Raw genomic sequence first — 14882 nt, 5'->3', positions numbered from 1 at the left:
CGATTTCTGTCTATCCCTCGTACTCTTTCTTGTATTCGCTTGGGAGCTTCCCCGTGTACTGCTTGAACACATGGGAAAAATAGGACGGGTTGTGGATCCCCACCGCCTCACAGATATCTCCGATACTGCCTTTTCCTTCCTCCAGCAGCTTTTTGGCCTTCTCCATCCTCTGCTGGAGAAGATACTGCTTGAACGTCATGTGGAACGTATTTTTAAACACCCTTCCGAAATAGACCGGGTTCAGATAAATGTGGGAGGCCACAGATACAATGGACAGCTCCTCGTCCCTGAGATGTTCCTCTATATAAGCCACTGCCTCTGACATGTACTCTTTGAAATATCTTGTCTCATCCTGCTTTGCGTCGCTTTTTCTCACTTCAATGGCCGCGCACAGGATCCGGTAACAGACATCCACCATCTTTGCCGTGCCGATGGTTCCCAGATTATCGTAGTAGCCCCGGAACTTTTCCCGGATATCCTCTGACAGCCCGTAAGACGCCTGGAGCATGAGTTCCACTTTCAGCATCATCCGGTGGAGATGCTGCCGCTGCTGTTCCTCCTCGTGAGGCAGCCCGTAGACAAACTGGACAAAGGCCTCCTTCAGCTCTTTCTCACTGTTCCTGCGCACAGCGTTCACGATCAGATTGTCCACGTCCCCGCTTTCTCCGGCCGTCGCCGCCTGGTCCGGCAGCTCCACCCCCTCCGGGGAAGTAAAAGCACCCGCTCCGGACACACTGGCAATCTCGAACAGCTTCCGGGCTTCCACATAACTTCTTTTGATCCCGGCAATTCCTTTGTAGGGCTTGGATATGGCGGCTATAACCCTGCTCTGCTCCTCCTTTTTGATGTATTCCAGGAAGTGCTTCAGCTTTCCCACCGCCTCTTTGTCCGTGGTGCGGACGATAAAGGCGCTACCCGTCTCCTCGCCGTCGGCCCGCCAGCAGAAATAGCGGCTCTCCAGCTCCTCTTCCAGCCTTTTAAGAAGCGCAAATCTGGCCGCTTCATAATCCAGGTAATCCGTGATCTTGTAGGCCACATCTATATCCGCGTACACAGTGATAAAGCGCTCCTCATTTCCAGGCATGTCTCCCAGCGTCCGGAAGACTTCTTCCACCTTTTCCTCCGGTAGCCTGTCCCGGACATAATTCTGCACAACCACCTGCTGAAAGCTGGTTCCATCCTTCACCAGCAGCTTCTCCCAGCTCTCATACCTGGCCTCCTGCTCCATCTGCTCCATGCAGGTCCGGTAGGCTGCCTCCATGGTCTCCCGCAGCTTCTCATCCTCAATAGGCTTCAGCAGATAAGCGAAGGCCCCCAGATCGCAGGCCTGCTGGGCATAGTCAAAATCCCGGTAGGCGCTGAGGACGATAAACATGCAGTCCATGTCCGTTTTCTGGATCTCCTCCATCACCATTAGCCCCGTGATCTGTTTCATCCGGATATCTGTCAGCACCACATGGGGCTTTGTCTCTTTGATCACCTCTATGGCCTGCTCCCCGCTCTGGGCTGAGCCCACTACCTTAAAACCCATGTCCGCCCAGTCGTAGGTGTCAAGCAGTCCCTGCAGCAGGATAGGTTCATCGTCCACGATCACAAGTTTCAATAATTTCATAAAAACCTCTTCTCCCAGGAGCGCCCGGCCAGCCCCTCCGCCGTCCGGTACACTGAGTCTATCTTATCATATCATCACGTACTATTTTAAGTCCTCCGGGAGAAAAACCTGTAACAAAAACTATACCTGGCATGCAAAAAATTAAACCTGTGTGTTTTCCAGACACAAAAAGAGCACTCCTTGAAAGATCTCTCCTCCAAAAAGTGCTCTTCTGCAGTCTCATTTCTTATATTTTCTATTTTTAGTACAACTTTGCTCCTGCCGGAATCTGGTCATCCACCGTCAGCAGGTTCAGCCCCTCATGTCCGTCATACTCGTACACCGCGCTGATCAGCATACCCTCGGAGTCAATGCCCATCATCTTCCTGGGCGGAAGGTTTGTAATGGCGATCGCTGTCTTTCCGACCAGCTCCTCCGGCTCGTAGTACTCGTGGATACCGCTCAGGATCGTGCGCTTCCGGTCTGTCCCGTCGTTCAGTGTGAACTTCAGAAGCTTCTTGCTCTTCGGAACTGCCTCGCAGGCCTCAATCTTCACAGCCCGGAAATCAGACCTGCTGAATGTCTCGAAGTCCACCATATCCTCGAACAGAGGCTCGATCTTCACCTTGGACAGATCCAGAGCGGGCGCGGATACTGCCGCTGTCTGTGCCTGTGCCGGTGCGGAGGACTGGGCCTCGTTGTTGGCCGCGTTCTTTGCAGCTCCCTGCGACTTCATTGTCGGGAAATATTTTATGATCTCTTCGTGATCACTTATTATCCCTTATTCCGGCTTGCAACTGAATAAATATATTATTCACAGTCCTTCGTTATAATTCATTATTCAATTCATTTTGTTGTCAATTTGTTGTCTTTTCAAAATTTTGTTGTACTCCGCGAATTTGTAAGCCCTTCTCAAAAGATATCTAATTTGGCTGCCAAATTCTCGAATGATTCTTGTTTCTTCTTTTCTGTTGCTTCAGCGTAGATGTCCAATGTAGTCTCAATATTCTTGTGACCCATAATGGACTGGATAACTTTTAAATTTGTTTCGTTTTCGCAAAGTCTGGTGCAAAAAGTGTGCCGCAAATGATGGCATGAAAAATTAGGTAGAATAATCGGATCCCTGTGTTCTTTTTTTGCCCGAACCACTTCATCAGCATTATAGTTGTTGGCAATACGTTTTATTGTATGATTGACTGTCTGCGGATTTGGCACTGAACCAAAGCGGTTACAGAAAATAAAGCCCGTCATTCCGTCAATCTCTGTCTCATTGAATCCGTTTTCTTTTTGTTCTTCATAGAGCATTTCAAAAGCATCTTTTACGATATCCAACATCGGTATAGTTCTGATGCCGGCATCTGTTTTCGGAAGTGAAACTCTTAAAACACATTTATTACTTCCATTCGCCGGATAATATACCAGGCTATGGTTAATACTGATTACCCGCTTTTCAAAGTCAAGATCCTGCCATCGTAATCCAAGCGCTTCTCCGATCCTGCAGCCTGTTCCCAATAAAATAGTAAACATAGGCCACCAGTGATAATAAATTGGATGGTTGGCAATATACTCCATAAAACATCTCTGCTGTTCAATGGACAACGCATGCCTGACGCCTCTGTTTTTTCCCGACTCTCTGCTTATTTCCTTCATTACACCGTCAGTAGGATTTTTTCTGATAATCTCATCCCTTACCGCCAACTGAAATGTAGGATGAAGCAGACAATGCACTGAATCAAGTGTTCCTAATGAAATCCCTTGCTGATTAAGAAGATGATAATAAAACTGCAAAACATCGGAATATTTTATCTCTGCAATTCTCTTTAGTCCAAAAGTATCCCTCACATAGTGATCATAAGTATATAAATAGGAACTTCTTGTAGACTCTCTCAAATTGTATTTAGTAGAGATATAACGGTCAAAAGTTTCATTCAGAGTAGCCTTCCCGGCCACATAGATATCCAAACCGTCCAACTGATCCTTTAACAGTTTTTCTTCCTTTTCTCTTAATTGTGTAAGATCATTTGCGTAAATAAATTTTCGTCTGCCAAGCGGATCCGTATAAGTATACATATACCGCTTATCCGACGCTCTCTGCACCTCTCCTTTTCTTAACGACCTTCCCCGCAGATCTTTTCTTGTCTTTGCCATGTTGTTTTCCTCCTCCCAGTATGAAAGAAGGACTCATTGATTTATTCCTGCTTAGAGATAAAAGCCTCCACTCCACGTAAAACAACATCTGTAGTGGTCATATTATGTTTTTCGGCGTATGTAAGCAGCTGAGAATACAACTGGTCAGACACACGAATGCTCAAGACTTTCTTCTTTGTGTTTTCAGACTTTGGTCTTCCCATCTTAGTCATAGCTGCATTCATACCTCCTATGATTCACATTATACTTTTTGTATGACAAAATGTCAACAGGCAGCAATCTTATCTGAGTCCTTTTTCTCACTGTAAATAATCAATATTCTCTAAATGTTTCAAGATACTTTTCAAAGATCTCACAATTCACTAAGACAACTTTATCAATTTTATATGTCGCCTTAGCCTCTTTTGCTAATGCCTGGAATTTTGTCAATCCAAGACTGTATTTTTCAGCGCCTTCCTGATATCTCACAAACTTCTTTTCGCGGCGCTTCGTTGCTTCAACATCTTTTCTCGCAAAACCCATAATAAAAGCCCCTTTCTTCAAAATTTAGAAGGAATTAGAAAACAACTCCCTCATATTTCCAAGAGAAAAAGGCTCATAATACAATATATTATTAAAACTTTTATTTTGAGATATTTTAATTTCCCACTTCACATATTATTTCTCCGGTCCACGGATTTATATAGCGTGTTGATTCGATCACATTGTCATGATTAGAATCATTTAACAGCTGAATCGTACAGTTTTTATCTGATGCGTTAAAGAGATTTACCTTAGGCTCATCACCTTCTTTTAGACCTGGAATTTCCGATTCTGCACACTTTCCATTCTCTGTAGTAAGTAACACATATTCCCCTATCAGGACAATATCGATTTCTGAAAGTTTATTTCCAACAGTCCAGTTCCCGCGATTGCCAAATTCTACTGGATCTATAAATGAGAAAGGAACGACTTCTTCACCGGTTACATTTATACAACCAAACAGTGACTCTTTCTGTAAGGAGACGAGTCCATTACGAAACAGACCTGTACTACTATACTGACACTCAATAGCAGTTTCTCCTGATGCAACATCCATAAGACCCCATCCTTTATCTTCCAAATAGACATTTGCATATGTCTCCCCGTTTAATTCGGTCAAATTAGCCACATTATCATATAATCCTATAATTTCCCCTGTCTTTGAATTTAGATATCCGGATTTACCGCCGTCAGCTGATATTTCTTCACCGTTTATCATGTATTCTCCCGGATTCTTACTGATGGCAACCAAATCAGAATTAGGACAACTGAAAAGAATCGAAAAATCTGATGCAGTATAGTTTGTTGTTCGTATTATAGATCCGTATTTGTTAATATATTTGTAGGTGTTATCCTCGTCAAGAACAAGTGCTTCGCTATTACTATTAAACCCTGTTCCAGATCGAAATATTTTATTTGTAATTGGCTTGCCATCAGTACCAATATATATAATCTCATATTGATCAAATCCTTCTCCTTTTACCATTGCTATGCCATTCTGAAAAGGAACAACTTCACTGATATTGCTTAATGGAAGCTCAACAGCACCTTCTTCATTTACGTTGAATGCCTGAACAGCATATTTATCTTCTCCTAAAATCTCCCCGATCAACATAGTCTGAACAAACATATTTTCACCAAGATATAATATCAATTCTCCACCCCCGGAGTTAACCACACTAGATCCATCAATTCTTCGGACCTCATTTCCACATATCCAATATTTGTCATCATAAGTTGGATGTATCCAGTCCTCTTTCATAGAAAATATTTTTTCTCCGTCAACATTAATCAATCCAGACTCTTCTCCACATGTATACGGCAAGGCTACATTCTCCAACTCATTTTTTATTTCTTCTGTTGTTCTTAAAACATCGTTATTCTTTGGATCAATATCGTTTATATTAGAATCAGAAGAATTACTCGAACAACCTGTAAGCAGAAATATAGTCATTAGAATTACAAAGTAAATTTTCTTTTTCATTTTTCATTTCCCCCTATATGTAAAATTCTTTTCCATCATCCAAGCGAAGACAGGCAAGCCTTCCCCCTTCATCCCTACGCTCATTTCCCGTATCTATATCAAAGAACTTCTCCCCATAAAATATGGAATACATCTTGTGCCCCGGAATTAAAAATGTCGGATAATGTCCCACAATTATCTTCTTATCAAATTTTAAAACAGCCGGTATATAATGAATATCATTTGAAAACAGATACCTTTCCTGATCCGCCTTAACTGCCTGATCTACAGACTCTTTAATATCAATCAGACCCATTCCGGAATGGAATACATCATAATCCGCATTGTAGCCTGAATGCGTGAGGAAATATTCATTGCCCCCGACCGTTACGATTTCATAAACGGGCAAACTTCTTAGATACTGAAACATGTCAGCTTTTTTCTCTTCTGTAAGTCCTTCAGCCTCTTTACGAGTTATACTGCCTCCACAAGCATCCCATAATTCAGCGCTGACAGTCCCCTGCAGATATCTCTCAAAAAGATATTCATGGTTTCCTTTAATTAAAAAAATATTAGGCATAGATCTGATAAACCCAAGCAGACAAAGATTGTCCGGTCCCTTATCGACTACATCTCCAAGGATAAATAACTTATCAAATGACGAAAAATTTATTTTAACAAGCATATTATAAAATGATGAATAATCACCATGAATATCGCTCATTACGTACGTCATAAAAAACTCACCTCTTTTATCGTCCATACCATTTCCTATTGTTTTCAATCAGTTCTTCCAGTGTCACGGGATGATCGTTTATATCGAAACATCTGTTCATTTCATCAACGTCTGCAAACCTTTCTCCTCTTTTCGACATCTCCAAAATATGTGCATGTCCAAGATGTAAATCGCTCAAATACTTATTGGCCATTTTCCCCGCTCCTTCAACACATGATTAATTTTTATCATATGAAAACATCGCTTTATCCATCATCTCATCACACTCTTCTTGTGTCCTGATACAATATGGGGCAAACACTGTTTCGGGATCCGATTCCAGTTTATTGAGGAACTGGTCTTTCCCATGAAAATCTACTGCCTGTATCAACACATTATAGAAGAGCTCTGAGAAGTAACGTCTTACAACAAAGGCATCTTCAATAACTCTGAATGTATAGTGCGCCAATATTCTTAATATCGAAAGAATATCTCTTTCATCATTACAGCCGCATTCCTCCAGAAGAGTAAGGATATCCTGAAATGCCTTTTCCTTTTTACTTGCCAAGAAATTTCTTTCACTCAGTTTCTGCCGGATCCAGTTTATGCTGAAGTTATCATGATATCGTCTTAATAAATCAATATCTCGGTCTGTCATAATCCTGAAACCCGGTGGAATCACCAGCTGGACAATCAGCCACCACATATCTTCCAACTGATCACTCCTTGAACTTGCAAGGCAATTCCCTTCCAGGTCATAAAAAATCCTTTCAAAAAAGACAGATTCATGAGTAAAACAAAGCTCAATTCTGTTTTTCTTCCGCTCCACTTCACAATGATTTGGAAGATCCGCCAGCTTACGTTCTTCACCCTCTTCATGATAAATAATCCCTTTCTTTCTGTCCCAGTAGGCAAATTTATCCGAACATCTTCCCCAAAATGTATGGCTCCAGAAAAGATTCGGCGTTTTCATTTTACCTATTTTCCCCTCTCCTGTGAGCATTTTATATTCTGCAATATAATCATCACGATCAGGGAGATCATAATAAAGAATATCTTCTCCAAAATCTTCAAGAATACAGGGGAATTTCCTGATGCCTTCAGCTAATGTCAAGCCGCCTATTTTCTCAAATTCGCCCTTATTCCCCAAAATCTCTGAAATATTTTTTTCTATATTTTCAACAGCATTCACCTTATCTGCCGATATGATAAAGAGATTATTTTCCCCCGGATGACGGACTAACAAAATGTAATTATTTCCGCGCAACTCCATTCTGATAATATCTGAATCTCTCCGAAGATAAGCTCTTTCCAGCCAGTTATACCGAATCGATGGATAACGGTTTAAGTGATCGCTCAAGACTTTTATATCAGGGATATCAGCATCTTTTTTGTACACTCCAAGCTCGTTCCAAAGCACCCTGGCTATGCAAAAATAAAGCTTAGCGCACTCTTCTCGCCACCCATATTTTAAGTCACATTCTTTATATACCGAATAAGGGATTACGCCGAGCATTGCTAAAATCTTAATATACCGAAACAAGTATATTGCCTGATGCATCCCGTTCCCTTCTCTTAAACACTTCAAGCGCATAGCGTAAAGATTGACAAGCTGTACCCCGAGCGGCTGTTTAAATAACTCCTCCATCGTTTCCTTCCCCCTCTCCAAAAACATGTTTGAGAACTTCTTTTACATGATATATCGGAAGAACCTTTGTTTCTAAATTTTCACATAATGCTTCCACTTTTTCCGTATAATTCTGTTTCGGAACACAGATCAGACTACATCCGGATTTCTGTGCTCCTCTGATCTTCTCTTCTACACCTCCGACGCCTGTTACATATCCTTTCAACGTCACCTCGCCGGTAAGAGCCAGATCCATTGGAACTGGCAAACCGGTATATGCCGAGTATGTAGCCGCAAATACACTGAGTCCAGCGGAAGGACCACATTTTCGCTCGCCAATTGTACCAAAATGTATATGCAGACCTTTCCCCTGTATTGATGTCATTGTTTCAACCAGTGTACGGATTACCAGAACGCTCTCTCTTGTATCCTCTTCCACACTGCCTGTTATCACAATCTCGTTTCTATCCAGTACTGTTGCCTCTACTGTCATAATTCTTCCGATTCCGTTACAAACTCCAATTCCTTTTGCTATTCCCACCGCTTTTGTATCTTTACAAGGGCATTCATCTTCATTGTTGACAGCTGATCCTATTTCTTTTTCCAGCAGATATTTGCTGATACGTAATTCTTCTTTTCCCGAACTGCAATATTCTTCAATCAACGCCTCCACAGCTGTCCTCAGACAATGTTCCAACCCTCTCACGCCCCTTCCCGGCGCGCAGTAATCCACAAGATATTCCGCAGCAGCCGCATCCATATGGATCTGCAGATTATCATATCCAGACCGGCGAATCAGTCTTGGCAGAATATAAGCTGAGGCGATCTGTTTCTTCTCCCACGGCTCGTAACCCATAACAGGAATCATACGAAAACGATCCAGTAAAATCGGACTGATTTCATTCAGACTGTTACATGTCGCAATAAAACTGACAGAATCCATATTTATCGGAAAGTCCAGAAAAGTATCGTACCAGAGTCTGCTGTCATCCAACAACTCCATTAAAACCGCTTCTATGTTTCCTGATCCTCCCTGTTTCAGTCCTTTATCGATTTCATCCAGATGTATCAAAACCCTCCTTGTTCTCTTTTTACTCATTCCCCTTATTACTGCACCGCAGTCCCCATTTCCATAAAGATCCGGCGTGCCTTTTAAGACCGACACATCATAAAGCCCATTACAGTTAATCCGAACAACCGGCATATCTAAAACCTTGCCCACTGCATTAATCAAGCTAGTCTTTCCTGTCCCGGCAGGACCATAAAAGAGAAATCTGAAATTCGGCTGCTTTTCTGAATAATAAGAGCGAATAATCTGCCTTTTGACAGCCTCCATCCCAAAGTGACTTTCTTCGAGGGTACGGTAAAATGATTCAATGCCTACTTTCTCTCGATTTTCCTCATAAGGATTCATATAAATGTGATATTCCAGTTTCTTTCTGATAATCATCCTCTCTTTTGAATCTGCAGCCGGACTTGCCAGGGTGGAAAACATCCCCTCTATTTCCCGGCGCTCTTCCTCGCTGTAATACTGATACTGATTATTATAAAGGACTCTCAGATTTGTCTTATCCGGTTCCACCGCAAGATATTCCTTAATATTTTCTGTATTCACAGAAACAGTTCCCTCAGCATTTTTTACAAGCACTCTCTGGAATATTACTTCCAAAAATTTCTGCATATCTCTCATGCCTGCATCTGAACAATACTGTCTGGCAAGCATTTCAAGGACATCGTTATTTATTCTTAGTTCGCCTTCTGATAAATGGTATTTTTTCAACAGTTTAGGAACTGAGTATTCTTCAGCAATTTTTATTTTTCTCTCGAAGTCGAAATCCGGAATATGAATCACTTCAAACCTGTTTACCACAGCATCCGAAATTCCATACAGTGAGTTGGCTGTAGCGAATACCAATGTGGAAGACAGATCGAGACATCCTTCGAGATAGGTGTCATATCCCTCCAGAAGAGACAGCAGGGCATTAAAACAGTTTCCATCCCTCGCATCTTTTCCCATTTTATCGACTTCATCAATAAGCAGGACCACATCAGTAGTTCCCGCCCTGAAAAATTGTAGCGTAGCCGCTCCCGGTTCTGATTTATCGTAGATTTTATCCTCTCCTATGAGATCGAGCCCGGAACGCATAGCAGATCCTTCTATCGTTACAATAGGACGGTTTATTCCACGGGAAACAGCTTGAACCACTTCTGTTTTCCCTGTTCCGGGACTTCCTACCAGAAGAATACGACAGTTTGACTTTCCACTTCTTCTGGCAGCCATGAGTATCTCTATAATCCGTTCTGTTACGGTCTCCATTCCATAAAGGCTCGTGCTTATCTCTTTACGCAGAGAAGCAGTCGAAAAAGAAAATCCTTTCTGAACACCCGAATTAATAGTCAGAAAATATTTTAAACACTCTTTTGCATGGTGTTTCTCTTTGCTGTCCGAAGACTTTTGTAAAACTGCAAATTTCCCCTCTATGTACTCTCTATTTTCGGGACTGTAATGAGCTTTCGCCAGCTCATATTTACATCTCAGTTCGCTTTCTGTGTTGAATATCGGTGCAGGCCGTTCATCCCTTTCTTTCTGTGCATATTCGGGCGAATCAAGCTGTCTTTTGATAGATTCTTTTTGTTCTTCTGTCATACTTGAAAAAGCAGCAAGAACCTTATTATCAGGATTACGGTCCACATGCTCCAGATACTCTCGTAAAATGGGCTTGTCTGACGTTTTAATATAGGACTGGACATGATACAACTCAGTTTCCTCATCCAGGGCAAGAAAAAAACAATAGTTTTCCCCTTCCAAAGGTTCGCCCAACTGTTTTGCAAGCATCATTTCAAGGCAGCAGTTCAGTCTGCGACATTCATCTTCCTGATCGATGATATGAAACTCATACAGTAAGTTTTTCCGGAGATTATAGACTTCGGACTCGATACAAATTATATGACCAGTCTCCACTTTTGCAGTTTTAATAGCAAAGAAAGTTGTCTGTATTTCCTGGATATCTTCATCTTTCATGTTATACGCACACATACTGATCCCTCCTATCTCAACTACTGTATTTTTTACCGTAATAAATATTAGATTATTCTTAATCACCGTAATCTTGTGATAGGTTCCGTGTCCGTGAAATCATATATTCTTTCTTTCTCTTTTGCTTCTTTCATATTTTCAAAAACCGCAAACGGATCTTCTTTTACAATCCTGCAGGGAATATTAGCTAAATAGAGAAGCATCCCATCTCTTAAATCAATCTCCTCAACCACCTCATTTTTTACCCTTATTTTGTTTTTAGAATTTAAATCTTTAATAAAGTATCCATTCTCATCTTCCGCTATTATGGCATGCTTAGACGATATAAAAGGGGATTTAATTACAAAATCGCACTCTTCCGAGCTGCCTATGTAAAATCCTTTTCCAGGCAAAAAACTGATTGGTTTCTTTTTTACAGTCTCTCCTCTGTCATTGAGCATTTGAATTTCCCATGTAGGCATAATATAAGTTCCAACACGCTGTTTTCTACTGGCTCGATGTATATTTCCTTTTTTTAATTTTCTATAGCCAGAGTCACCTTCTCCTATGGTACTGCAAAGAAACTTTACAGTGAAAATGATCCCACCTATTAACGCGATAATAATAAACTGTGCCAACAAATTATTCATAACAGACTCCTCCTTTTTGTTTTCTCTATTTTAATCTATGGAGTCCTATAAAATTTTATTTTTTTACTGGTACAGTAAACCAAACATTTCCATAACTTTATCTTTTAAATCTATTCCATATCCACTTATATCTTTTTGAGAAATCAGCACTACATAATCCTGGTTGAATGCCAGAAAGTATTTTTTCACATACCCATTTGGAAGTTCTGCTGTTCCCGTTTTAGCAGATATATTGTATAAATTTATACCATAATTGTTCTCCGCTACCTTATTTAAATATTCCTTCAGAAGACTAGATGTTTCTTCGGAAATTGACTGGGTCAGACAAGTTTTTGCTCCTTCGTATAATTTATTTCCATTTAGGGAGATATCATCTACAAGATAAGGTTTTAACATTTTTCCATCATTCGCCACCGCCTGTCCAATCATTGCAATCTGCAAAGGTGTAATTAAAGTCTTCCCCTGTCCATATGCTGTATCTGCCAAAAGAGCCGATGATGCATTTTCTAAATTCCAATTCGATTTTAACGTAGTAAAATCTAACTCTATATCCTCCCCAATCAAAAAATCTTTGCCCTTTCCATTTAGTTCGGATTCTCCCAGCAGCAATGCTTCTTGTGCAAAATACACGTTTGAAGAATATCCTAATGCATCTTGCAATGATATTGATCCAAATGCAGATTCTCCACTATTTCTAACAGTGTGTCCTTGTATATCCAGCGTGCCTGAATCCTGAATAATATTATTTTCCATATTATTTTCTACAATAGAAGACGCCGTTATAATTTTGAAGACACTTCCCGGCTCCTCCATATCTTTATATCCATTTGGAAGAAAAAAACCATCTATTTTATTCCATTCTTCCATATATTCATTGATTTCATTCACATTAAATTGAGTGTCTTTCTTTGATGAGGCTAATGTTAATATCTCTCCCGAAGTTGTATTGAGTACAATTACAGACGCTTCTGTACCAGAAATCAGTTCATATGCTTTCCGCTGCAGATTATCATTAATGGTCAACTGGATTGTAGCACCTTTACCGTCCTCACCTGGCATATAAAGATATTCTTCATATCTTCCTTTGAGCCCATAAGCACCAAATGTAACATCATTATATCCAATTAACCATGAATATGCCTCGGGATATACCAGACTTCCTGTTTTGCTTTTTTCCGTGGCTTCCGAAATGATATTTCCTGATGAATCAATAATTGAACCCTCTAAAACGGATTCCCTATATATATCATTTAAAGTAGATTTTCTTAAATTATCGGTATATTCATTTACTCCACTAACTACAGAAGTCCTAGTTAACAAATAGTATAAAAAGAAAATTATACCTGTCGTTATAATTAAAATCACAATTTTAGTTCTTTCGTATAACATCTTCTGCATTATAAAAACGCTCCTTTCTTTTTTTGTTCTGTATTAACTTTGAATCAACACAAAGCATAAAAGTAATCATCAAAAAGTTTGTTAACATAGCGGTTCCTCCATCGCTTATAAAGGCCATGGGGACTCCTGTCATAACAAAAAAACCTGTGGATCCAAACATCATTAGGACAGATTCGATAAATATTGAATATGTAAAGCCTGCCACAAGTCCTTTTTCTAACTCCTGATCTGCATACAAATAAATTTTAATTCCTTCAACAAGAAGTAAAATATACAATATCACTACAATGGCAGCGACAAATACTCCCATGTATAAAATCAACGCAGGAAATACATAATCGCTTTCCGCAACAGGTATTTCAATCTTATAATTACTGCCAAATACGCCACCTAACGCCATTGCTTCTTTTGCTTTTAATCCCTGATATCCAAGATTAAATGGATCAGCTTCTGGATGTATCCATATATAAAGCCGATTTGATATTTTATCAGCCATTTGAACGACTACGTTATTTATGCCTAAATGAGATAATAGAAAGCATAGACCAAAACCAAAAAGAAGTACTATCCCCCCAGCAATTATCATGACAAAAATAGTCTTTATCTGTCTAAGAAACAAAATACAATATAAAACATATAATATACACATCACCAACAAGGTTCCCATTTCTCGAATAGCAATCAGGCCACAAAAATTTATCGCTAATATTGGCATAGTACTCAATATTTTTTTCATATCACTCCAGGAATATACCGCAAAAACTAAAGATAAATAATATATATAGATAATCTTAAATAAGATAGTAACCTGAAATGAAAAACCACCAATAATAATCCATGCATTTGTGCCATTTATATTATTTCCATATACAAACAATCCAGCATATCCCAAAATAGTAAGAGCAGCCAAAACAGGCAGTAAGATTTCTTTTCTCCACAAGTCATGTATCTTAAGATACAGAACCCAAAACATTGCAGACGCAGCAAAGCTAAGAGCCAAAATGAAAAGGAACTTCCTTCCATATTCTTTCTCCTGAACAAAGCTTTGCAAAGTAATTCCTATAAGTAAAAGAAGCAAACTGCATACTGCTATCTTAATATTTGAAGCATATTTTTTTACTACGAAAACTGTTACTGTAGCTATTAACAGGTAAAGTAATGAAACAGAAGCAAAAACATCGATATTTCCATGTCTGGATAAAATAATTCCCGCTACAAACAATTCCAATATCAAAAATAAACCTGCAATTTTAATTAAGTGGATGTCATTCAACTGTTTGAATTTTACTTTCATGACGTACCTCTCTAAATTTGTAAATATAATTACCAAGGAAAATAAGTGTACCGTCTGCTATATCAACTTGTCTTACACTTTTTCTGTCATAATAAAGCTTACATAACATTGAGTTATTGATAAGGAACATTCCTTTATTATCTTTTGAAATTATGCTCTGTAATTCATCTATGCTGTTGTCTTCGATACACATATCACACTTTTGGGAATTACCTATAGTAAACCGTCCGCCGTTGTCAATATTAATTCCCTTTTTCTGAAGCACTTGACCATTACGATTTAACTGAATAATTATGTAGGCATACTCGGAAAGATTTGATGCATTATATTGATAACCATCATTACTTTCGGTTAATTTCGTATACTTAAATTTATTATGCTGTGTATATTCCACTCGTGTAGCACCACTTGCACGAGTATTCTGAGCCAGTCTCACGGAAGATGAGAACCACCTTCACG

The 14882-nt window shown here is 39.7% G+C and carries 13 protein-coding genes and 1 pseudogene; all 14 read right to left on the bottom strand.

Annotated features, from left to right (window positions below):
* Positions 1–10 precede the first annotated feature (10 nt).
* The gene (locus tag H7U36_RS14390) at positions 11–1612 is read right to left on the bottom strand and encodes a response regulator (protein ID WP_205156383.1); all 1602 of its coding nucleotides are present in this window, start codon (positions 1610–1612) and stop codon (positions 11–13) included.
* 58 nt (positions 1613–1670) lie between these two features.
* On the bottom strand, positions 1671–1835 hold the full coding sequence (locus tag H7U36_RS14385; protein ID WP_195639072.1) for a hypothetical protein: 165 nt from the start codon (positions 1833–1835) through the stop codon (positions 1671–1673).
* Positions 1836–1853: 18 nt separating this feature from the next.
* Positions 1854–2228: pseudogene (locus tag H7U36_RS14380) on the bottom strand (lysine--tRNA ligase); the annotation flags it as partial.
* A gap of 275 nt (positions 2229–2503) precedes the next feature.
* A complete protein-coding gene (locus H7U36_RS14375) occupies positions 2504–3739 on the bottom strand; it encodes a site-specific integrase (protein WP_205156381.1) in 1236 nt (411 codons plus the stop codon).
* Positions 3740–4051: 312 nt separating this feature from the next.
* Positions 4052–4261 carry a DUF6462 family protein gene (locus tag H7U36_RS14370; protein WP_205156380.1) on the bottom strand — a complete coding sequence of 70 codons (210 nt, stop codon included), beginning with the start codon at positions 4259–4261 and terminating at the stop codon, positions 4052–4054.
* 115 nt (positions 4262–4376) lie between these two features.
* Positions 4377–5744 (bottom strand): WG repeat-containing protein, encoded by a 1368-nt coding sequence (locus tag H7U36_RS14365; protein ID WP_205156379.1) that lies wholly within the window; start codon positions 5742–5744, stop codon positions 4377–4379.
* Between the two features lie 13 nt (positions 5745–5757).
* On the bottom strand, positions 5758–6447 hold the full coding sequence (locus H7U36_RS14360; protein ID WP_205156378.1) for a metallophosphoesterase: 690 nt from the start codon (positions 6445–6447) through the stop codon (positions 5758–5760).
* Positions 6448–6475: 28 nt separating this feature from the next.
* The gene (locus H7U36_RS14355) at positions 6476–6652 is read right to left on the bottom strand and encodes a hypothetical protein (protein ID WP_205156377.1); all 177 of its coding nucleotides are present in this window, start codon (positions 6650–6652) and stop codon (positions 6476–6478) included.
* A gap of 24 nt (positions 6653–6676) precedes the next feature.
* Positions 6677–8086, bottom strand: a complete 1410-nt coding sequence (locus tag H7U36_RS14350) for a hypothetical protein (protein WP_205156376.1) — start codon at positions 8084–8086, stop codon at positions 6677–6679.
* A complete protein-coding gene (locus H7U36_RS14345; RefSeq protein ID WP_205156375.1) occupies positions 8070–11087 on the bottom strand; it encodes an AAA family ATPase in 3018 nt (1005 codons plus the stop codon). The genes H7U36_RS14350 and H7U36_RS14345 overlap by 17 nt, the downstream gene beginning before the upstream one ends.
* 77 nt (positions 11088–11164) lie before the next feature.
* Positions 11165–11731 carry an FHA domain-containing protein gene (locus H7U36_RS14340; protein ID WP_205156374.1) on the bottom strand — a complete coding sequence of 189 codons (567 nt, stop codon included), beginning with the start codon at positions 11729–11731 and terminating at the stop codon, positions 11165–11167.
* A gap of 63 nt (positions 11732–11794) precedes the next feature.
* The gene (locus H7U36_RS14335; RefSeq protein WP_205156373.1) at positions 11795–13129 is read right to left on the bottom strand and encodes a penicillin-binding transpeptidase domain-containing protein; all 1335 of its coding nucleotides are present in this window, start codon (positions 13127–13129) and stop codon (positions 11795–11797) included.
* Complete coding sequence (locus tag H7U36_RS14330; protein ID WP_205156372.1) at positions 13101–14423, bottom strand: FtsW/RodA/SpoVE family cell cycle protein; 1323 nt, start codon at positions 14421–14423, stop codon at positions 13101–13103. Before H7U36_RS14330 ends, H7U36_RS14335 begins: the two co-directional genes overlap by 29 nt.
* Complete coding sequence (locus tag H7U36_RS14325; RefSeq protein ID WP_205156371.1) at positions 14395–14817, bottom strand: FHA domain-containing protein; 423 nt, start codon at positions 14815–14817, stop codon at positions 14395–14397. The genes H7U36_RS14330 and H7U36_RS14325 overlap by 29 nt, the downstream gene beginning before the upstream one ends.
* Between the last annotated feature and the right edge of the window lie 65 nt (positions 14818–14882).

Source organism: Faecalicatena fissicatena (assembly GCF_016900595.1).
GTDB classification, from domain to species: Bacteria; Bacillota; Clostridia; order Lachnospirales; family Lachnospiraceae; genus Claveliimonas; species Claveliimonas intestinigallinarum.
Note: the sequence above shows the minus strand (reverse complement) of the source record. Positions and strands in the feature narration are given on the sequence as shown.